This window comes from Mycobacterium sp. Soil_C_30 (assembly GCF_057656995.1).
This window is the reverse complement of record NZ_JBDGJH010000012.1, coordinates 118,589-138,902: the sequence shown is the minus strand read 5'-3', so window position 1 is coordinate 138,902 and position 20,314 is coordinate 118,589. Positions and strand designations below refer to the sequence as shown.

15 protein-coding genes are annotated in these 20,314 nt (G+C 67.2%); 5 read left to right on the top strand and 10 right to left on the bottom strand.

Annotation, left to right across the window (positions count from 1 at the left end; genetic code table 11):
• The first annotated feature begins 252 nt into the window (after window positions 1-252).
• Window positions 253-1,821: a sensor histidine kinase gene (locus AC3A6P_RS21925; RefSeq protein ID WP_487693873.1), complete on the top strand. Its 1,569-nt coding sequence runs from the start codon at window positions 253-255 to the stop codon at window positions 1,819-1,821.
• Window positions 1,818-2,507, top strand: coding sequence for a response regulator (locus tag AC3A6P_RS21920; protein ID WP_487693872.1), 690 nt, complete (start codon window positions 1,818-1,820; stop codon window positions 2,505-2,507). Before AC3A6P_RS21925 ends, AC3A6P_RS21920 begins: the two co-directional genes overlap by 4 nt.
• Here the strand turns inward: AC3A6P_RS21920 and AC3A6P_RS21915 are convergent.
• From AC3A6P_RS21915 to AC3A6P_RS21880, 8 genes are all read right to left on the bottom strand, one after another.
• Window positions 2,504-3,886 carry a cation:dicarboxylate symporter family transporter gene (locus AC3A6P_RS21915; protein ID WP_487693871.1) on the bottom strand — a complete coding sequence of 461 codons (1,383 nt, stop codon included), beginning with the start codon at window positions 3,884-3,886 and terminating at the stop codon, window positions 2,504-2,506. The genes AC3A6P_RS21920 and AC3A6P_RS21915 overlap by 4 nt on opposite strands.
• 79 nt (window positions 3,887-3,965) lie before the next feature.
• On the bottom strand, window positions 3,966-5,120 hold the full coding sequence (egtE, locus tag AC3A6P_RS21910) for an ergothioneine biosynthesis PLP-dependent enzyme EgtE (RefSeq protein WP_487693870.1): 1,155 nt from the start codon (window positions 5,118-5,120) through the stop codon (window positions 3,966-3,968).
• Complete coding sequence (egtD, locus tag AC3A6P_RS21905) at window positions 5,117-6,094, bottom strand: L-histidine N(alpha)-methyltransferase (RefSeq protein ID WP_487693869.1); 978 nt, start codon at window positions 6,092-6,094, stop codon at window positions 5,117-5,119. Before egtD ends, egtE begins: the two co-directional genes overlap by 4 nt.
• 13 nt (window positions 6,095-6,107) lie before the next feature.
• On the bottom strand, window positions 6,108-6,806 hold the full coding sequence (egtC, locus tag AC3A6P_RS21900; RefSeq protein WP_487693868.1) for an ergothioneine biosynthesis protein EgtC: 699 nt from the start codon (window positions 6,804-6,806) through the stop codon (window positions 6,108-6,110).
• Window positions 6,807-8,096 (bottom strand): ergothioneine biosynthesis protein EgtB, encoded by a 1,290-nt coding sequence (egtB, locus tag AC3A6P_RS21895; RefSeq protein ID WP_487693867.1) that lies wholly within the window; start codon window positions 8,094-8,096, stop codon window positions 6,807-6,809.
• Complete coding sequence (gene egtA, locus AC3A6P_RS21890; protein ID WP_487693866.1) at window positions 8,093-9,361, bottom strand: ergothioneine biosynthesis glutamate--cysteine ligase EgtA; 1,269 nt, start codon at window positions 9,359-9,361, stop codon at window positions 8,093-8,095. Before egtA ends, egtB begins: the two co-directional genes overlap by 4 nt.
• Before the next feature lie 107 nt (window positions 9,362-9,468).
• The gene (locus AC3A6P_RS21885) at window positions 9,469-10,122 is read right to left on the bottom strand and encodes a sensor domain-containing protein (protein WP_487693865.1); all 654 of its coding nucleotides are present in this window, start codon (window positions 10,120-10,122) and stop codon (window positions 9,469-9,471) included.
• Between the two features lies 1 nt (window position 10,123).
• Window positions 10,124-10,564, bottom strand: coding sequence for an organic hydroperoxide resistance protein (locus AC3A6P_RS21880; RefSeq protein WP_487693864.1), 441 nt, complete (start codon window positions 10,562-10,564; stop codon window positions 10,124-10,126).
• A gap of 220 nt (window positions 10,565-10,784) precedes the next feature.
• On the opposite strand from AC3A6P_RS21880, the gene AC3A6P_RS21875 reads away from it, so the two are divergent.
• Genes AC3A6P_RS21875 through AC3A6P_RS21865 form a run of 3 tightly spaced genes read left to right on the top strand, consistent with a single transcriptional unit; the run spans window position 10,785 to window position 18,809 of the window.
• Window positions 10,785-16,241: a glutamate synthase-related protein gene (locus AC3A6P_RS21875; RefSeq protein ID WP_487693863.1), complete on the top strand. Its 5,457-nt coding sequence runs from the start codon at window positions 10,785-10,787 to the stop codon at window positions 16,239-16,241.
• The gene (locus AC3A6P_RS21870; protein WP_487693862.1) at window positions 16,238-17,977 is read left to right on the top strand and encodes a diflavin oxidoreductase; all 1,740 of its coding nucleotides are present in this window, start codon (window positions 16,238-16,240) and stop codon (window positions 17,975-17,977) included. Before AC3A6P_RS21875 ends, AC3A6P_RS21870 begins: the two co-directional genes overlap by 4 nt.
• On the top strand, window positions 17,967-18,809 hold the full coding sequence (locus AC3A6P_RS21865) for a ChuX/HutX family heme-like substrate-binding protein (RefSeq protein WP_487693861.1): 843 nt from the start codon (window positions 17,967-17,969) through the stop codon (window positions 18,807-18,809). Before AC3A6P_RS21870 ends, AC3A6P_RS21865 begins: the two co-directional genes overlap by 11 nt.
• On the opposite strand, the gene AC3A6P_RS21860 is transcribed toward AC3A6P_RS21865, so the two are convergent.
• Together AC3A6P_RS21860 and mrf are read right to left on the bottom strand one after the other, a co-directional pair.
• Complete coding sequence (locus tag AC3A6P_RS21860; RefSeq protein ID WP_487693860.1) at window positions 18,806-19,063, bottom strand: type B 50S ribosomal protein L31; 258 nt, start codon at window positions 19,061-19,063, stop codon at window positions 18,806-18,808. The genes AC3A6P_RS21865 and AC3A6P_RS21860 overlap by 4 nt on opposite strands.
• Entirely contained in the window at window positions 19,060-20,250 is a 1,191-nt protein-coding gene (gene mrf / locus AC3A6P_RS21855) for a ribosome hibernation factor-recruiting GTPase MRF (protein WP_487693859.1), read from the bottom strand. The genes AC3A6P_RS21860 and mrf overlap by 4 nt, the downstream gene beginning before the upstream one ends.
• Window positions 20,251-20,314 lie beyond the last annotated feature (64 nt).

Here is a 20,314-nt window from a genome sequence, read left to right as displayed (position 1 = left end):
TGGACTGCACAAAATGCTCGGGCCCCGCGTGACCCAAGTCACCAATAAGTTCATTGATTTCAGTTCACGGAACCTTGCACGGCATCCCACCCAGCGCCGCCAGCAAACAAATGAGCAGCCATCAGGCCTTGAATCGGCGCCACAGCTATCCCTGAGAGGACACGTCTGCCAGCTGCTCTGTTCACGAGCATCACGCGGGGAGTTGGCCCAAGCCGCGTCGGCAGACTGACACGACCCAATAGGGTCGTCACGGTGACGATCAGGGGTTCGGCGACCGATCGCAGTGTGGCCCGCGAGCTGTTCAGCTGGCAGCTGGCGCTCCTGCTGATCCTCATCCTGGGGGCGGGTGGGGTGGCGGTGCTCGACGCCCGGCGCGACGCGGACGAGCTGACGACGCAGAAGGTCATCGCGGTCACCGAGTCGGTGGCGTTGATGACCTCGACCGCCGAGGCCATCGTCTCCCGCGACCCGACGGCGATCCTGCAACCGCAGACCGAGGCGATCCGCAAGGCCACCGGCGTCGATTTCATCGTGGTGATGGCGCCGGACCGCACCCGCTTCACCCACACCGACGTCAGCCGTATCGGTGGTGAGTTCACCGGCAACATCGACCGCGCGCTGGCCGGCAAAACCTTCACCGAGACCTACCCCGGCACACTCGGACCCTCGATTCGGGCGGTGGCGCCGGTGCGGGACGCTGACGGCAACATCGTGGGGCTGGTGTCCGCCGGCGTCACCCGCACCAAGGTGTCGCAGAGCGTGCTCGCCACGTTGCCCGCCATCGGGCTCGCGGTCGGTGTCGCGCTGCTGCTCGCCTTCTTCGGGGCTTACCTCCTGGAGCGACGGCTGCGCCGGCGCACCCTGGGATTGTCGTTCAGTGATCTGTCGACGTTGTACGAACAACGCGAGGCGGTATTGCACGCCATCGGCGAGGGGCTGCTGGTGTTCAACCTCGATGGCCGCGCCGAAGTGGTCAATGACGAAGCACGAAGGCTGCTTTCGCTGCCCGACGAGCCCTTGACCCGGGCGCAGTTGCCTGGCTCCCTGGGCAGCTCCAGCGGTGACACGCTGACCGATGAAACCCATGTCACCGCTGACCGCGTGCTTCTGGTCAACCAGCAGCCCGTGCTGTGGGAGGGCCGCAAAGTCGGGACGGTCATGACCTTGCGGGATCGTACTGATCTGCAACGGGTTTCCGGTGAGCTGAGCTCGGTCACGCAGTTCGCCGAGTCGCTGCGCTCGCGTGCACACGAAGCCGACAACCGACTCCACACCGTGATCACGATGGTGGAGCTGGGCCGCGCCGAGCAGGCCGTCGAATTCGCCACGGCGGAACTGGCCGTGTCACAACACCTCATCGACCGGCTGATGGCCACCGTCGCCGAGCCCGCACTGGCCGCACTGCTGCTCGGCAAGATCAGCCAGGCCCGTGACAGTGGTGTCGAACTGACCGTCACCGAAGACTCACTGCTCGACGATCCCAGCAATCTCACCCTCAAACAGGGCGAATTGATCACGCTGGTCGGCAATCTCGTCGACAACGCCATCGACGCCTCTCGTGCCGAGACACCCGCGTGGGTCGAGGTCACCGTGCGCGGAACCACCGACGCCCTCACCGTCATCGTGGCCGACAGCGGACCGGGTATGACGCCCGATGCCTTCGAGCAGGCCCGGATGCGGGGATACTCCACCAAGTCCGGCGAGCGAGGTCTGGGCCTGGCCCTGGTGTGGCAGGTGATCGCCGCGCACGGCGGCACCATCACCTCGGAGAACACCTACGGTTCGGTGATCACCGCCACCATACCCACGGTGCGCCGGTGATCCGGGTTCTCATCGTCGAAGACGAGCCGCTGATCGCCGAGGCGCACCGTCAATACGTTGAGCGTCTACCTGAATTCGTGGTGCATGCCGCCGTCGGCACCGGCAGCGCGGCGCTACGGGCCGTCGCCGCAGCCGCCGCTGATGAGAATCCGATCGACCTCGTGCTGCTGGACATCGGCCTGCCCGACGCCAGCGGTATCGATGTCGCCTCCGCTCTGAGCGCCATCCGCCCCTCCCCCGACATCATCGCCATCACGTCCGAACGTGACCTCGAGGTGGTGCGGTCGGCGGTGGCCCACGGCGTCGCTCTGTATCTGCTGAAACCGTTCACCTTCGCGGCTTTTCGCGAAAAGCTCGAGCGCTACCAGCAGTACCGGGAGGCCCTCGGCGCGGGTGGTTCCGCAGCCGGTCAGCACGAGATCGACCGGGCGATGAACGCTTTACGCACCGCCGGCCAGCGCCCGGCCACCCCGAAAGGTGTCTCGGCCGACACCATGGATCTGGTGACCGCGGCCATCCGAGCCACCCCGGACGGCCTCAACGCCTCGGAAGCGGCTGCGCAGGCGGGCATCTCACGGGTGACTGCCTGGCGCTACCTGGAACGTCTGGCCGACGACGGTGTGGTGACCCGGGTGACCGAGTACGGTAAGGCGGGCCGGCCTCAGGTCAGATACCGCTTGAGTTAGCTCTTCGCCGCCGGCACCTGCTCACGCTCACTCGGCAGCGGATGGTCGTCCACCATCGCCTGCTCGTCGAACGGCACGTCCCCGTCGAGCACGGCGGTCAACCGGTCGTGGTCGTAGGTCTTGGTCCAGGCGCCGATCAGGATGGTGGCCACCGCGTTGCCCGAGAAGTTGGTCAGCGCACGGGCTTCCGACATGAACTTGTCGATACCGACGATCAGCCCGATCCCGTCGAGCAGCTCGGGACGGTGGCTCTGCAACCCGGCGGCCAGCGTGGCCAACCCGGCGCCGCTGACCCCGGCGGCACCCTTGGACGCCACCATCATGAACACCAGCAGCGACAGCTGCTCACCGATCGACAACGGATTGCCCATCGCGTCGGCGATGAACAGCGAAGCCATGGTCATGTAGATGGCCGTACCGTCGAGGTTGAACGAATACCCGGTGGGCACAACAATTCCCACGGTGGTGGGCTGGACACCGGCATGCTCCAGCTTGGCGATCAGCCGCGGTAGCGCCGACTCCGACGACGAGGTGGCCACGATCAGCAGATACTCGCGGGCAAGGTACTTGACCAGTTTGAACACGTTGGTGCGCGCGACGAACTGCAGTAGCAGGCCCAGGATACCGAAGACGAACACCACGCAGGTGATGTAGAAGGCGAGCATCAGCACGCCCATCTGGATCACCGCGTCGAACCCGGTGTCGCCCACCACTTTGGCGATGGCACCGAAGGCACCGATGGGGGCCAGCCACAGGATGCCGGCCAGGATGCGGAACACGAGCTTCTGCACCAAGTTGATACCGCGCAGCAACGGCTCGCCGGTGGCGCCCATCGCCTGGATGCCGAAGCCCACCAGCAGCGCGACGAACAGGGTCTGCAGGACATTGCCTTCGGTCAGCGACGACAGCAGCGAGGTCGGCACGATGTTCTGGAAGAACTCGAGCATGCCGCCTTCGGCTTCGGCTTCACCGGCCAGTTCGGCGCCGGCCCCGGGATCGCCCTGGACGTTGAGCCCGGTTCCGGGGCTGATCAGGTTGCCGACCACCAGGCCGATACCGAGCGCAAACGTCGACATGATGAGGAAGTAGGCCAGCGCCAGCCCACCCACCTTGCCGACGGAGGCCGCCTTGCGGACCGATCCGATGCCGATGACGATGGTGCAGAAGATGACCGGTGAGATCATCATCTTGATCAGGCTGACGAACAAGGTGCCGAGCACACCGAGCGACGACCCGGTTTCGGGGGCCACCAGGCCGACGACGACGCCGCCCACCACCGCCACGATGACCAGGATGTACAGCCAGTGGGTGCGGTCTTTTTTGGTCTTCTTCCCAGGGTCGGGCTCGGTATCCGGCCTCGGTTCCGCTGCGCTCGCCATCCCCAACTCCTCAGCCAGTCATCGCCATATCGCCGGAGGCGGGGTTCCCCGAAGTGGCTGCGATCACACCTGTGGCGTGTTACGACCTGGTCAAAGAGGCTGTGGCCTCATCGAGGGCGGTGGCGAAACCCTCCAGATCGGCGGTCGTGGCGTCGACGTGCGGCGAGATCCGCAGCACCGGCGCGGTCAGCTCGAACGGGGCGCGCGCGATCTCGGCGGCGGTGGTGACGATTCCGCGCTGCTCGATGAGCCATTGCCGAACCGCCGCCGGGTCGACACCCGCGGGCGGGACGAACGTGACGATGGCTGTGGGTTCGTCGACGGGTTCGGCGGTCCGCCAGCCCGACACTCCGTCGAGCATGCTGCGTGCGGTTTTGCCGATCTGCGCCAGGGTGGCCCGCACCGTCTCGGCGCCTGCGGCCAGATGTTCCCCGACCGCCACTGAAAACCCGATGCGCGCAGCCAGATTCGCTTCATGGTGTTCGAAGCTGGCCAGCACATCCACCGGCACATCCCAGGAGGCCGGGGGCAGGCGGCGCACCAGTCGGTCGGCCAGATCAGGTGTGATGGCAAGGAAGCCGACACCGCGCGGTCCCGCCATCCACTTGCGGGACGACGAGTAGACCACGTCGGCGCCGACGGCACAGTCGAGCTGGCCCAGCGCCTGCGCGGCGTCGAGCACCAGCGGGATGCCGAGCGTGTGGCACAGGTCGACGAGCTTGTCCACCGGTTGGGCGATGCCGCGGTGGCTGGCGATACCGGTCAGGTGCACCAAGCCGGGAGGGTCGGCTTGCAGCGCCGCCGCAGCCTCGATCACGAGGACGCGGCCGTGCTCGTCGACCGGGAGCGCACGGACCTCGAACCCGTTGGCCGCCATCACGGCCAGGTTGGGCCCGAATTCGCCGGGCGTGCAGGCCAGCGACCGACGCCCCGGCCAGGAGCCCAGCAGCAGGTCCAACGCGTGATTGGAGCCGGTGGTGAACACGCCGTCGGCCGCGCTCATGCCCGTCAGGGTCGCGATGGCGGTCCGGCCCGCGGTCAACGCGGGTTCAGCCGCCGCCGCGGCCACGTACCCGCCGACCTCGGCTTCGTGGCGGGCGTGCCGGGTCACGGCCTCGATGACGGCGTTGCTCTGCCGGGAACAGGCCGCCGAATCCAGGTGGATGCCCGCCGGCTGGGGCCGGGCGGCCCGCCAGCGGGTGGCCAGGTCCTCGGTCCCGGGGGCAGCACTCATTTGACGGCCAGGGACAGGCCGAAGTCGCCGGGGGTATCCGTCCACCAGTGCGTGCGGGACAATCCTGCGGCGGCCAATTCCCGGGCCACGCCGTCGGCCCGGAACTTGCACGAGACCTCGGTCAGCATCTCCTCGCCTTCGCCGAACTCGACGGTCATGTCCAGTGCGGTGATCCGGACCTGCTGCCTGGCGCGTGCGCGCAGCCACATCTCGATGCGCTCTTCGTCCGGGTTCCATTTCGCGACGTGCTCGAAGACCTCGAGATCGAAGTCGGCGCCCAACTCGCGGTTCACCACCGCCAGGACGTTGCGGTTGAATGCGGCGGTGACGCCCGCGCTGTCGTCGTAGGCACGGACCAGTCGGCCGGTGTCCTTCACCAGGTCGGTGCCGAGTAGCAGCGCATCGCCGGGTTGCATCACCGCGGCCAGCGCGGCCAGGAAGTCGGCGCGCGGCCCCGGGGTCAGGTTGCCGATGGTGGAGCCCAGAAATGCGATGAGCCTGCGTCCGCCACTGGGGATCTGGCCGAGGTGTTCCTCGAAGTCGCCGCACACCGCGTCGATCTCGACACCCGGGTACTCCACCGTCAGCGCGGCGCTGGCCGCCTCGAGCACCGATACGTCCACATCGAACGGGATGAAACGGCGCAGCGAGCCGCGCTCGCGCATCGAGTCCAACAGCATCCGCGTCTTCTCGGAGGTGCCGCTGCCGAGTTCGACCAGGGTGTCCGCCCCGCTGGCCTCGGCGATTTCGGCGGCGCGCTCGGCGAGTATCGACGCCTCGGCGCGGGTGGGGTAGTACTCCGGCAGCCGGGTGATCTGGTCGAACAGGTCGCTGCCGGTGGCGTCGTAGAACCACTTGGGCGGCAAGGACTTCGGAGTGGCGGTCAGACCCTCGCGCACGTCCTGACGCAAGGCGCGCGCGGCGTGGTCGGCCGCCAGGTGGTTGGCGACCGAGGGTGACGTGCGGCTTCCCATGAAGGACCCTTTCTCAGAACGGCAACGCGGATATGGTCACGTTTCCCTGGACTACCTCCACGAGGTGGCGGTCGGGAACGTCCTCCCAGTCGGGGTGGTCGTCGTACGGCTCGCTTGCCACCACCACCCCGTCGGGGCGGCGCAGCACCGACAACGTGTCACCCCATGTGGTGGCCAACAGTCGAGAACCGTTGGCCGCCAGGATGTTCAGCCGGGCGGCGGGGTCGCGTGAACCCACCTCCACGATCGTCTCCCCCAGGCGGTCGAGGCCGCGGCGGAAGATGAGCGCGGCCAGGACCGCGCTGTCCACCACCGATTCGGCCGTCGGGTCGAGAGGCAGCACCGCGCGGTCGACGACGCCGTTGTGCGACAGCAACCAATGGCCGTCGGTGAACGGCGCCGCGGCACTGGCGTCGATGGGCATACCCGCGCTGGCCGAGCGCACCGCGGCCACCACGCACGAACTCCACAGCGCCGGTGCCACCGACGCGAACGACGCGTCACCCCACAGCGGGGTGGCCCCGCGCCACCGGCAGGGGGGCTTGTCCCCCCAATCGGCCGGGTAGAAACCGACTCCCCAGCCGTCGGCGTTCATCAGGCCGTGCTTCTGCCGCCGCGGCGAATACGACTGCACCAGAAGCCCGCTGGGCGGTTCGAGCACCAGGCTGCTCACCGGCACGGGCCGGCCGAGCCACCCGAGGTGACGGCACATCTACAGATCCCAGGCCAGACGCACCCCGGCGAAGATCTGCCGACGGATCGGGTGGTCCCAGTTTCGGAAGCTCGGCCGCAGGATGTCGGAGGCCACGGCCCAGGAACCACCGCGCAGCACACGATAGTCCCCGATCGAATTCGGCTCCTCAAAAAAAGGGACGGAGTAGCGGTCGTAGATCATCGGGGTGAAGCCCGGCCACGGCCGCAGCGGCGAACTGGTCCACTCCCAGACATCGCCCAGCATCTGCTCGGCCCCGTATGCCGAGGCTCCGCCGGGGTAGGCGCCCACCGGCGCGGGCCGCAATGCCTCACCGCTGAGATTCGCCAGCTGAGCGTTCGGATGGTTCGCGCCCCAGGGGTAGCGGCGGCGCCGTCCGGTCGCCGGGTCCCAGGCGCAGGCCTTCTCCCACTCGATCTCGGTGGGCAGGCGCGCCCCCGCCCACGTGGCGTACGCCTCCGCCTCGAAGTAGGTGACGTGCTGCACGGGTTCGTCATCCGGGATGGTCTCGACGTGCCCGAACCGGGTTCGGGTGCCCTCCCCGGCATTCCAGAACTGCGGGGCTGTCAGGCCGGTCTGCACCCGGTGCTCCCACCCGCGGCTCGACCACAGCTCCGGCCTGCGGTAGCCACCGTCGTCGATGAACGCCCGCCACTCGGCGTTGGTGACCGGCACCCGGCCGATCCGGAATCCGGGCACGTGCACGGTGTGGGATGGGCGCTCGTTGTCCAGTGAGAAGGGTTCGTCGGCGGCGTCGACACCGAGCACGAACTCACCCGCGGGGACCTCCACGGAAGTGCCCGCCACGCCGGGCCGGCCCGCGGGCAGGGGCGCGCCTGTGGTCAGCAGCGGTGTCCCGGTGCGCAGGTTGAGCGCCTGCAGCATGGTCTCGTTGTGCTGGTTCTCATGGCTGACCACCAGGCCGAACTTGAACGTCGACTCCTCCGGAGTGCCGTCCAGGGCGTCGAGGGCCTTGGCACGCACGGTGTCGAGATAGGCGTGAGCTTCCTTCGGCGACAGCAACGGCAGGTCGACGCGGCTGGCCCGCGAGTGCACGAACGCGTCGTAGAGCCCTTCGACATTGGCCGGCAGCAGCCCCGGCACGTCGAGATTGCCGTCGCGCACCAGCCACAGTTCTTCCTGCTGGCCGATGTGCGCCAGATCCCATACCAGCGGACTCATCAAGGGGTGGTACTGCCGGCGCAGTTCCTCCTCGTCGAACGCCACCAGGCGGCGGGTGCGCTCGCGGGCCCGGGTCAGACCGTCGGCCAACAACTCTCGTGTACTCACAGGTGCTCCTGCCACAGATCGTCAAGGGCGGCGTCGATACCGAGTCGCACCGCGGTATCGGAGAAGTGGTCTCCCGCGGTGCGGCCACGGCCCACCATGTCAGCCAACGCCTGCATCGAGCCGGCCAATTCCGCGGGGGCGAGGTCAGCGGCGATCGCGACGCAGCGAACGGCCGCCTCGTGAAGGTGCCGATCGGCCAGCCCGACCCGGGCGGCGGTGTCCCACGCCGAGGCCACGGGTTCTACCGTCTCGGCGGCCAGATCGGCGGCCACCGGGTCGTCGAGCAGCGTCGTCAGCGTGAACGCCACCGCCGGCCACAGCGCGTCGGGCAGGCTGTCGAGGTAGCGGATCTCCAGCCAGTGCCGCGGCCGCACCGGCGGGAACAGCGTGGTCAGGTGGTAGTCGACGTCCGCGGTGGTGGGACGCCGGCCGCCCAGCAGGATCGTCCCGTCGGCCCATTCGGCGAACGGCACCCAATCGAGCACCGGTACCGCCGCATCGCCCGAGCGCACCAACATCACCGGCGCCTTCAGTGCGTACCGCGCCCACTCATTGGCGGGGTCGTCCGCGCTGACACCCAGGATCGGACCGCACCGCGCGGAGTCCAGTTGGCCCCACACCTGCTGCCGCGAGGACACCCACCCGGTGAACTGGCCGCTGCGCAGCGGCGAATTGGCGGCGATAGCGATCATGGTGGGGCCGAGCGCGTGCGCCAGACGCACCCGGGCCGCCCAGCCGTCACGCGGACCGGCATCGAGATTGAGCTGGATGGAGGCGGTCGACGTCATCATGGCCGCGCCGGCCTCGCCGGTGCCGCTGGCGTCGAAGAACTGTTCCATCGCCTGATAACGCGCGCCCGGGTTGACCCGCTGGGGCGGACGCAGCGGGTCGGTGCCCAGCAGCGCCAAACCCAACCCGGCCGCGGCGAAAGCCGTGTCGAGCACCGCCCGGTCGGCGACCATGGCGGTCACTGCCGGCAGCACCCCGGCGAAGGGCGGGCCGGACAGTTCGACCGCCCCGCCGGGTTCGACCGTCACGGCGCTGCCTCCGGGCAGCGTCGGGAGCGCCTCGATGACGGTGCTGATCTGCGACCACGACGGGCGGCGGTGCAAGTCGGACCGGTCGAAGCAGTGCGCCTCGATCTCGAGGCCCACCTGGCCCAGCGGAGCGTCGGTGAGACTGCCGGCGGCGATGTACTGCGCGGCGTCGGCGGAATCCGTCAAGGGCCGCGCATCCGCGGTTGGCGACGTGACGACGAACGTCATGGGTCCATCTTGGGCGAGAGCACCGACAAACTCCCGTTTTTATCGGGTGACATTCTTGGGACCATCGCGCTGACATGTACCCAGTGGGCGGTCGGGCTATCCCCCGATCACTGTCCCAAGCTGTTCTGCATCGCCTGGGCCAGCACGTTGACCGCCGGACCGCCGTTTCCGGACTGGCAGACTTTCGCTTGCAGCAGAACGTTCTCCCGCAGTCTGGTCTGAGTGAAACAACGCCGATCCGTGCCCGCTTCCTGTTTGACCCACGCGGCATCGGCGGGACCGGGCGGACCGCCGGTGAAGGACCACACCTGGGTGGTCCCGTTGCCGAAACCCATCCGGGTCGTCTGACCCGAGCACCCCACGGTGCGGTCGATCACACGGTGGAAGGCGGCATCGGCCGCCTCAGGGGTGGCGTACACCCCGATGGCCTGCTTGACCAGATGGGTGAGATCGGTGTTCGACGCCTGGGTGGTCGCCCCGTTGAACGAGGCCAGATCCGGATCGTTGAACACCTCCGGCAATCCGATGTCGGCCCAGTTGTTGCACACCGGGATGTCCACCGAGAACACCTGGACCGGGTTGGTGAACATCGACTCGAACGTCATCGGTGCACCGACGATGTTGCCCACCGACCCCTTACCCAGCACGGCGTAATTGACCACACCGGGATCCGACGGCCGGGCCGCTGCGGGCGCCGCCAGGCCGGAAGCAGCAGTCAGCGCCAGACCGGCGGCGCACAGCGTCGCGGCGATTCTGCGCATGTCAGACCTTCGCGGACAGTGACACTTCGATATTGCCGCGGGTGGCCTTCGAATACGGGCAGACGCCGTGCGCCTTCTCCATCAGCTCGTCGGCCACCTTCTGCTCCAGGCCGGGCAGATAGCCGATCAGATTGGCGGTCAGACCGAAGCCGCCCTCGGAATCCTTGCCGAAGCCGATCTGCGCGGTGATCCCGCTGGCGTCGTCGATGCTGATCTTCTCGTTCTTGGCGACCAGGCGCAGCGCCCCCAGGAAGCAGGCGGCGTAGCCGGCGGAGAACAGCAGTTCAGGGTTGACGCCCTCGCCGGTGCCGCCCATCTCCTTAGGCGGCCGGGTGTCGAGATCGATCTTGCCGTCGGTGGACTTGACGTGGCCGTCGCGGCCGCCACCGGAGGCTGTGGACTCTGCGGTGTACACCACTTCGATGCTCATTTCATCGATCATGCCAGCTAGGCTGTGTCGCCGACGGGCCCGAACAACCGCGGCCCGCTACCACGCGCAGACAGCGGCCCGAGCCGTCACACCTAAAGTTAGGCTAGGCTTGCCTCGCCACCGGGGCGGGGTTCTGTGCTGCCTGGGAACGACCGGCCAGCTCAACGGCGCGCGGCCACGTCACGCGAACATGCGCCGTTGCGTCTGTTTTTTCAGCTGAGGAGAGCCTCGTTTGAGCGGTCTGTACAACCCCGACCGGGAACACAGCAGTTGTGGTGTCGGATTCCTGACCCGAAAAGACGGCGTACAGACGCATGAGGTCATCCGCAAGCTGCACGAAGCGCTGTGCGCGGTTCCGCACCGGGGCGGAATGTCCTCGGAGGGGGTGGGCGACGGCGCCGGGGTGAACCTCGACCTGTCGCTGCGCTTCTTCGCCGACGTGACCGGCCGCGCCGACCTGGAGCTGGGCCAGTTCGGGGTGGGTAACTTCTTCCTGCCGACCGACCCCGCCTTCCACGGCGAAGCCGAAGCGGTGATCGAGGCGGCATTGCTGGCCCAAGGCTTCGACATTCTGGTCAAACGTGATGTCCCCGTGGACAACACTGCGATCCGCCCGGCGGCGATCAAGTACCAGCTGCCCATCCGGCAGTGGGTGTTCGAGTCCGGCCCCGGCGCACAGATCACAGACCGCAAGATCCACGACGCTCTCATGGCCATCGAATCGGTCGCCTACACCCGCGCCGAGCTGCTGGGTCTGTATCCGCTGTCGCTGAGCGCGCGCACCCAGGTGCTGAAGGGCCGGCTGAACTCGGGCGAAGTGGTGCCGTACTTCAGCGATCTGTCCGATCCCCGGATGGAAGTGCACTCGATGTTCTTCCACACCCGGTTCTCCACCAACACCGTCCCGAATGCCATGATGGCGCAGCCATTTCGGTTGATGGCACACAACGGTGAACTCAACACCGACAAGAAGAACCGCCTCTCCGACAACGCGATCGCCCGGGCCCGCAACCGCTCGATCGTGCGTCCGCTCGGCCAGTCCGACAGCTGCCGCCTGGACCAGACCCTGCAGAACCGCGTGTTCGAAGACGGCTTGGATGTGGTCTCGGCCGTGGTCGCGATGATGCCGCCGGCATGGGAGAACGACCAGACACTCTCGCCGCAGGTGCGGGCGATGCTCGAGTTCTTCAGCCTCTACGAGGAGAAGAACGACGGCCCCGCCGCCCTGATCTTCGGTAACGGCACGATCATCGGGGCGCGCCTGGACCGCCTGGGGCTGCGGCCGCTGCGCACCGTCGAGACCGACGAATACCTGGGCGTGATGTCCGAAGCCGGGCAGGTGTATTTCCCCCCGGAGACCGTCATCAGGCGCGGCCGTATCGAAGCCGGCGGCATGCTGTACTACGACCACACCACGCGCCGCTCCTACAGCACCCACGAGGCGCTGGAAATGCTTGCCGCACGCGATGATTACCCGGCGATGCTCGATGCCGCCCGCGTCAATCTCGCCGATCTGCCCTCGGTTCCCCCGGAAAGTCAACTCTCCCCCGCCCGCTACAACGGCGACCTGTCCCGGCACCAGCGCTACGTCGCGTACTCGCTGAACCAGGAGAGTTTCAAGTTCCTGATGGATCCGATGCTGGCCACCGGCCAGGAGAAGATCTCGGCAATGGGCTACGGCGCCGCCATCAACGCGCTGTCCAACCACGAGGGCGGAATCGCGCGCTACTTCTCGCAGAAGTTCGCCCAGGTGACCAACCCGCCGCTGGACAGCATTCGCGAGGCCGACGGCATGACGCTGCGGGTGGCACTCGGCGCCAAGCCCAACAGCGGAGCCCGGCCCGCACCCCAGATCGTGGTGCCCTCACCGATTCTCACCCATCTCGACATGCTCAAGATCCGGGATCAGCAGCAGACCCCGGTGCGCCGGTTCGGCATGCGCTACCGCATCGACCTGACCGACCGGGCCGCCAACGCCGACGCGCTGGTCCGGGCCATCGACGCCTTATGTGATGAGGTGGAGGCGTTCGCCCGCGAAACCGGTGGCATCGCCGTGATCTCGGACCGGCACGTCGAGAGCGAACGGGCGGCCATGCCGTTGATCATCGTCATCTCGGCGGTCAATCAGCGGCTGATCGAGGAAGGCCTGCGCCTGCGGGTCTCGGTGATCGCCGAGAGCGGTCAGCTGTGCTCGTCGCATCACGTCGCCACCGTGCTCGGATTCGGGGCGGCCGCGGTGTATCCGCTGGCGGTACAGATGCGGGCCGAGGAGAAGTTCGGCGACGTCGAAACAGGCGCCTCGAGGGCCTTCAAGCAGTTCGCCAAGGCCGCCGAGAAGTCCCTGATGAAAACCATGGGCCGCGTGGGTCTGTGCACCGTCGAGAGTTACATCGGCGGAGAGTTCTTCGAGCCCAACTACTTGGACACCGGTGACCCGGTTCTGCGCCGCTACTTCCCCAATGTCGTCTCCCCCGTCGCCGGGGTCGGGTTCACCACCCTGGCCGACACCGTCGCCGAGTGGCACGCTCGCGCACTGGAAGTGGCAGGCGAGAAGGACGTGCCCCTGCTCGGCCTGTTCAAGGAACGCGCAGAGGGGGCCGGGCACTCCTACGGCACCACCGCTGTGCGCGGATTCGTCGACATGACAGAGGAATCCATCTCTTTCGGCGACGAAGCCAAGCCGGACAATCCGGATATGGCCGACCCCGCCTTCCTGCGCGGGCTACCGTTGCATCAACTCGACGGTGCATTCGGCCTCGATGACGAGGCCTACCGCAACACCAGTTTCGACGAGCTGACGCCGCGGGCCATCAACAGCTTCGACATCACGCCCGGTTACCGCAACTTCGTGCGCAGTATGAACGCCGAACGCACCCGCAGGCCTGCTGCACTGCGCGACGTGCTGGCGCTGCCCGCTGATGTGAACTTCGTACACACCGCCGACGAATTCACCCAGGAGATGGGCCAATTCGCGCTCACGGGCAACAACGACTTCCAGGTCCGGGGATTGTCGTGTATCCAGGTGCGCGACGAGTTCACCCTGCGCCTGAGCCAGGGCTCCGAACGCCTGGACGCGCTGGCTTTCTCGCTGGCGGCACGATTCGGCGACGACATTCTCGACAGCGACATCGTCGGCGACCGGTTGTGGGTGCGCGCCACCGGCGCGGCCGCGGCGTATCTGCAGAACGTACGCAGCGCACCGGATTCGATTCCTCTGGCCGGGGTGCAGCCCGCCAGCGAGATCGCGGCGACACTGGCCTCGGGCGCGATGAGCCATGGCGCGCTGGTGGCGCAGGCCCACGAAGCGGTGGCCCATGGCACCAACATGGTGGGCGGGTTGTCCAACTGCGGTGAGGGTGGCGAGCACATCAGCCGCTACGGCACCATCCGCGGTTCCCGGATCAAGCAGTTCGCCTCCGGCCGTTTCGGGGTGTGGGCGGGGTACCTCGCCGACCCGATGCTGCGCGAGCTGGAGGTCAAGATCGGCCAGGGCGCCAAACCCGGTGAGGGCGGCCAGCTTCCGGCACCGAAGGTAACCGTGCAGATCGCTGCCGCGCGCGGGGGAACCCCCGGGGTGGAGCTCGTGTCACCGCCGCCGCATCACGACACGTACTCCATCGAGGACCTGGCGCAACTGATCCACGACTGCAAGGCCGCCCGCGTCCGAGTGATCGTCAAGCTGGTGTCCTCCGAAGGTATCGGCACCATCGCCGTCGGCGTCGCCAAGGCCGGCGCCGACGTCATCAATGTCGCCGGGAACACCGGCGGCACCGGCGCCGCCGCCGTCACCAGCCTCAAATATGCGGGGCGATCCGCCGAGATCGGGATCGCCGAAGTGCACCAGGCTCTGTGCGCCAACGGTATCCGCCAGAAGGTCCTGCTCCGCTGTTCGGGCGCGCACCAGACCGCCAGCGACGTCATCAAGTCCGCGTTGCTCGGTGGTGACAGCTTCGAATTCGGCACCACCGCACTGATGATGCTCAAGTGCGTCATGGCCAAGAACTGCAACATCAAGTGCCCGGCCGGGCTGACCACCAATGCCGAGGCGTTCGAAGGTGATCCGCGCGCGCTCGCCCAGTACCTGCTGAACATCTCCCATGAGGTGCGCGAGATCCTCGCCACCCTGGGGCTGCCGTCGTTGCGGGCGGCGCGTGGCCGCAGCGATCTGCTGCACCTGCTCGAGCATCCCTCCAGCATCGGCAGGCTCGACCTGCGCCAGATGCTGCAGGTGGCCGAGGAATTCATCGTCGATGAGCCGATCTACATGGAGAAGGACTACGCCGTCGACGACAGCTTCTTGAGCCAGCTGGGTGGCGGGGTACCGGCCCCGGTCTCGTTGACGAATCAGAACAAGAGCGTCGGTGGGCAGCTCGCAATCGACATCGAGCGGATGCTCAACCACGGAACACACCAGGGGCTCATCCCGGAGGACGCTGTGGCCACCGACCATCGCGGCCGCCGTTACCTCAAACCCGACAGCATCGTCATCACCACCAGCGGATCGGCCGGCCAGAGTTACGGCGTCTTCTGCAACGACGGAATGGTCATGACTCACACCGGAACCTGCAACGACGGTGTGGGCAAGAGCGCCTGCGGCGGCACCATCACCGTCCGTTCCCCCGGCGGCGGGTCCGACGCGCCCAGCGGCAACGTCCTGGTCGGCAACTTCGCCCTGTTCGGCGCGTCCGGAGGACGGTTGTTCGTCGAAGGGGAGGCCGGTGACCGGTTCGCGGTGCGCAACTCGGGCGCCACCGCGGTGGTCGAGGGTGTCGGCGAATTCCTGTGCGAGTACATGACCAACGGTGCCGTGTTCAACATCGGCGGCTTCGGCAAGGGTGTCGCCAACGGGATGAGCGGCGGTTTCCTCTACCAGTACGACCCCGATGCGATGCTGCCCGCCAAGGTGAGCGCTGATTCCGTGGTGATCGCACCGGTCACGGAGGCACCGTTCCACGAAGAGGCCGCCAAGACGCTGCTGTCATGGCACGTCGAAGCCACCGGATCAGCGAAAGCCGCTGCACTTCTGGACAATTGGGACACCACTCGCCGCCACGTGGTGTACGCCATGCCGCGCGCGCTGCTGCAGTACCAGGACTCCGATGCGATTCTGGCGGCCAAGACCCGTAAGGAACTGCTCGACGAGCTGGCCGCCGCGCTGGCGGGATACCAGGTGCACAAGTTCAAGCGGTCCTACCGCGACCAGCAGATGGTGCACGGTGGTTCGGTGCCGGGTTACGGCGACACCGACACCGAGGAGATGTACGCACTGCTCAACACCTACACCGTGTTGAACATGGCCCAGCAGTTGGCGATGGCGCGCACGCCTGGTGTCACTGACGTCACCGACCCCCGGATCGGCAAGACGGTGCGCAACTTGGTGCTCACGGAGGACTTCTTCCTGATCCAGAAGTTGCAGCGCTACGCCCGCGAAGCGATCGATCCGTTCAGCGACGAGGATCTGGCGGTGTTGATCGCCAACAAGCGGATCACCGACTACAAAGCCGCACTCACCCAGCGCAACGTCCTGTCGATGGACAGCCCCGGCACCTACGGCTGGATCCTGTACCAGAGCGCCAGAAACGTCGAGAAAATCGGCCGGCTGCCGTCTTTCGAGGAGTTGTTCGCGCTCAAGACCATCCCCCCTGTTGTGGCAGCCCTGGCCGTCCAGACCCCCGTGAAGAGCTCATGAAGATCGCCTACATTCCCGAAGACGCCCCGTTCAACGAGGACCAGCGCGCCTGGATCTCGGGCTTCCTGGCCGGCCTGCACTCTCGGCTGGCCATGAACATGACCACCCCACCTCCTGTCACCAGTGACCAGGAGGCACCGCGACCCCCGTTGCGCATCCTCTACGGCACTCAGACCGGTAACGCCGAAGGCGTCGCCGGCGACGCCGCGGCCGCCGCCAGGGCGCAGGGCTTCGACGTGACCGTCTCGGGTCTGGACGAGATCGAACTCGACGAGTTCGCCGGCCTCAAACACGTACTGATCGTCACCTCCACCTACGGCGAGGGCGAGATGCCCGACAACGCCGAATTGTTCTGGGAAGCACTGTCTTCCGATATGGCGCCCCGCCTCGAAGGGGTGTCTTTCGCGGTGCTGGCGCTGGGTGACACCAGCTACGACGGCTTCTGCCAGGCCGGCAAGCTCTTCGATACCCGTCTGGAGCAGCTGGGTGCCAGCCGCCTGGTGACCCGCGTCGACTGCGATATCGATTACGAAGCGCACGCCGCGGAATGGGTGCAGTCCGCGGTCGGCAGCCTGGTCAGCATCACCGGTGCCAGCGGCGCTCCGAGCACTCCGCCGCCCAGTATCGCGGCCCGCTCCGGCTGGACCCGCAAGAACCCGTTCGTCGCGGAGGTCGCGGTCAACCGCCTGCTGTCGGGAGCGGGTTCGGACAAAGAGATCCGGCACTACGAGTTCGCGCTCGCCGACAGCGGCATCACCTACGAAGCGGGCGACGCGCTGGCGGTCATCCCGGAGAACGATCCGGCGCTGGTCGAGGCGATCGCCGATCACTTCCGGATTTCGGTGGACACCCTGGTGGACGGCGAACCGCTGGGTGAGCTGTTGGCCCACCGCTACGAGATCAGCGCCCCGTCCAAGGATCTGCTCGGTGAAGTGGAGAGCCGCGCCGAGAACGAGGAGTTCTCCCATGCGCTGCGCGGTGGTGTGAAGGAGACCCTGGATCGCTGGCTCTACGGTAAAGACGTCCTCGACATCCTGCGCATCGGTGGCGACGAGCTGGGCCTGGAGGAGTTCATCGGACTGCTCAAACCTCTGCAGCACCGCGCGTATTCGATCTCCTCGAGCTCGCTGGCGCACCCCGATCGCATCCACCTGACGGTCGCCAGTGTGCGCTATCAGAGCACAGGCCGGATGCGTGGCGGCGTGTGCTCGACGTTCCTGGCCGACCGCGGAGGCACCGCGAAGATCTTCCTGCAACCCAACAAATCGTTCCGGGTACCGGCAGACGACAGTGCACCGATGGTCATGGTCGGCCCCGGCACCGGTATCGCCCCGTTCCGGGCGTTCCTGCAGGAGCGCGAGCGGCGCGGCGCGGCGGGTAAGAACTGGCTGTTCTTCGGTGACCAGCATCGCGAACACGACTACATCTACAGCGACGAGCTGGTCGGCTGGAACGCATCGGGCCTGTTGAACCGCCTGGATCTGGCGTTCTCGCGGGACCAGGCGCAGAAGATCTACGTGCAGACCCGCATGCTGGAGCAGGGCAAGGAACTGTTCACCTGGCTCGAGGACGGCGGGCATTTCTACGTGTGCGGCGACGCCACCCGGATGGCCAAGGACGTCGACAAGGCGTTGCACGACGTGGTCATCGAACACGGCGGCCTCGATCGCGACGCCGCCACCGAATACGTCAACACCCTCAAACGGGAGAAACGGTACGTCCGCGATGTGTACTGACGGGCAACGCTGCCGAAACTGCCCGGCCAAACGGATCACCGCGGGCCCCACCGTGATCGCCGAAACGCTGCCTGCCCTCGGCATGGTGGTCGCGGTGACCGCCAACGACGCCGCCCTGCTGAGCCACACCGGCGAATACCTGCCTGCCGCACTGCCCGGTGAGGCGTTGCGCTGCGGGGACTCCCACATCAGCCTGCGGGTGAACCCGAACGCCGTCAACGACATTCGCTTGACACCTCGGGCGCTGACCCTGGCCGGTGAATTCGGCACTCACCGCGCGTACTTCACGCCGATGTCGGATCACCTGGCCGTCCAGGCGCTGCAGTTGGCTCCGACCCGGCGTCCGGCACCGGCCGCGCCGCTCGACTGGTCCGCACTGACGTGGCGCGACGCCGACCAGATCACCCACCTCGATGCGCTGACCCCGGAGCGGTACCGGGTGCTGCCGTTCACCGGCGCCCGTCAGGTGGAAACCCGTGCGCTACCGCATCTTCTGGAACACCTGTGCCGCAACGCTTTACCGCTCACCGTCGCCGTTGCCGGCGGAGGGTGCCTTCAGCTGCACCGCGGAGCCGCGGCCATGGTCGAACACGTCGAGACGCACACCTCGGTGGTGTTCGGGGCGGCGCGATATGCCGTGGATCCGGCGATGGTCGCCGAATGCTGGGTCACCCAGGCACACGGCGCCACCGGACTCACCTCAGCGGTCGAACTGTACGACCACAGCCACCGCTGTGTCACGGTGCTCACCCAGACCGGGCCCATCTGTGGGCATCTGGGTCAGGCATGGGAGGACATCGTGGCGTCGCTTACCTCCCCGCAGTCCGCTTAGGTGCGCTGCCCGTAGCGCTTACGGAACTTCTCCACCTGACCCGCCTTGTCGAGAATCCGGCTGCCGCCGGTCCAGAACGGATGCGAGTCCGAGGTGACATCGACGACCACCAGAGGATAGGTCCGCACTCCCTCGGGCGTCTGCCACTCGATGGTGCGGGTGCTGGTGGCCGTCGACCGGGTGAGAAATGACTTACCGGTGGTCGCATCCTGGAACACCACCGGGTGATAGTCGGGGTGGATATCGGGTTTCATCGTTCTCCTTCTGCGCCGCGTTGCATCTCGGCAGCGAATTCGTCTGTGGTCTCACAGGGTTCGATATGCCAGTCGCCGAACGGATCCTCGTAGCCTGCCCACCCGTTGGGGCGGTTCATCTCGTCGTCGGTCAGCAGCGCGTTGTGCAGGGCCGCCAACACTTCGGCGGGATCGGCGCCGCACACCAGAATGGTCATCGAGGTGTGCCGGTCTCCGAACCGGTACTCCCACATCAGATCCGCAATCGCCCGCCGCTCGGGATCGACGTAGGCGATCTCGCTGGACGTCATGGCCGCCAACCATTTTCCTGCATTGCTGACGCGAAGTCCGCCGCCGGCGGACTCCAGATACATGGCGTGCTGGGAACGGTTGGCCAGCCACAACCGCCCCCGTGCCCGGATCACCCCGTCGAGTAGCTTGTCCAGCGCATCGTGCAATCGGCGCGGATGGAACGGCCGCCTGGCGCCGAACTCGACCATCTTCACCGGACCGTCCGCCTCCAGCGGCGGCTGGCCGGCCAGGAGCGGAGAGTGCGGGTGATCGCCGCGCCCGCAACGGGAATCGGGCTCGAGGTTGGCCAGCGCCATCTCCACCCGAGCCGATCCTGTGGTGATGCGGGCTCGCGGCGCCAGTCGCCGCAGCGCGGCGAGCACCGTGGGTTCGGGGCGGCTGACCACCAGCACGTCGGCGAATTCAGCCTGACACACCACCACCTGCGCCTCGGTGCGGCCGTCGTCGAGTACCTCGTCGCCGAGCGCTGCCGTCAACCAAGTGTCGGTGTCGACGCATACCACCACCGCGGCGATCCTGACGTCGCGGGCGGCGGGTCCGTCCAGGTAGCCCGGGCCCACCCGCACCGGCACACGGTTGATCGCGAAGCACACCGGCTCCGGTTCCATGAGGGGTGGGAGATGAACGACGATGCGGTGCACGTCTTCACGACGGTGCAACCGGCGCAACAGGATCAGCAGGTCATTGCGGATCGTGCACGACACACATCCATGGGCCAGTTCCAGCGCGCCCTCCGCGGTGGTGAGCACCCCGTCCTGCAGCGTGCTCATGGTGCGCCGCACGATGTGTCCGTCGAACCGGTGCTCGACCACCAGCGTCCCGGGCTGACGCAGAAGCACGCCTGCCGTGGCGTCGGTGTCGCTCGAACCTGCGACCAGAACTACCGGCGTACGCACATCACCCTCCGTTATCGGGAATCATTTTCAGTTGGGCGGTGTTCACGCTACAGTGCGACAGACA

What these genes read in the sequence shown, in the direction of transcription:
- AC3A6P_RS21885 (WP_487693865.1), bottom strand. Translation starts at nt 10,122, where the DNA reads ATGCGCAGAATCGCCGCGACGCTGTGCGCCGCCGGTCTGGCGCTGACT.
- egtA (WP_487693866.1), bottom strand. Translation starts at nt 9,361, where the DNA reads ATGACGTTCGTCGTCACGTCGCCAACCGCGGATGCGCGGCCCTTGACG.
- AC3A6P_RS21880 (WP_487693864.1), bottom strand. Translation starts at nt 10,564, where the DNA reads ATGATCGATGAAATGAGCATCGAAGTGGTGTACACCGCAGAGTCCACA.
- egtD (WP_487693869.1), bottom strand. Translation starts at nt 6,094, where the DNA reads ATGGGAAGCCGCACGTCACCCTCGGTCGCCAACCACCTGGCGGCCGAC.
- AC3A6P_RS21870 (WP_487693862.1), top strand. Translation starts at nt 16,238, where the DNA reads ATGAAGATCGCCTACATTCCCGAAGACGCCCCGTTCAACGAGGACCAG.
- AC3A6P_RS21915 (WP_487693871.1), bottom strand. Translation starts at nt 3,886, where the DNA reads ATGGCGAGCGCAGCGGAACCGAGGCCGGATACCGAGCCCGACCCTGGG.
- AC3A6P_RS21865 (WP_487693861.1), top strand. Translation starts at nt 17,967, where the DNA reads ATGTGTACTGACGGGCAACGCTGCCGAAACTGCCCGGCCAAACGGATC.
- egtE (WP_487693870.1), bottom strand. Translation starts at nt 5,120, where the DNA reads ATGAGTGCTGCCCCCGGGACCGAGGACCTGGCCACCCGCTGGCGGGCC.
- AC3A6P_RS21860 (WP_487693860.1), bottom strand. Translation starts at nt 19,063, where the DNA reads ATGAAACCCGATATCCACCCCGACTATCACCCGGTGGTGTTCCAGGAT.
- egtC (WP_487693868.1), bottom strand. Translation starts at nt 6,806, where the DNA reads ATGTGCCGTCACCTCGGGTGGCTCGGCCGGCCCGTGCCGGTGAGCAGC.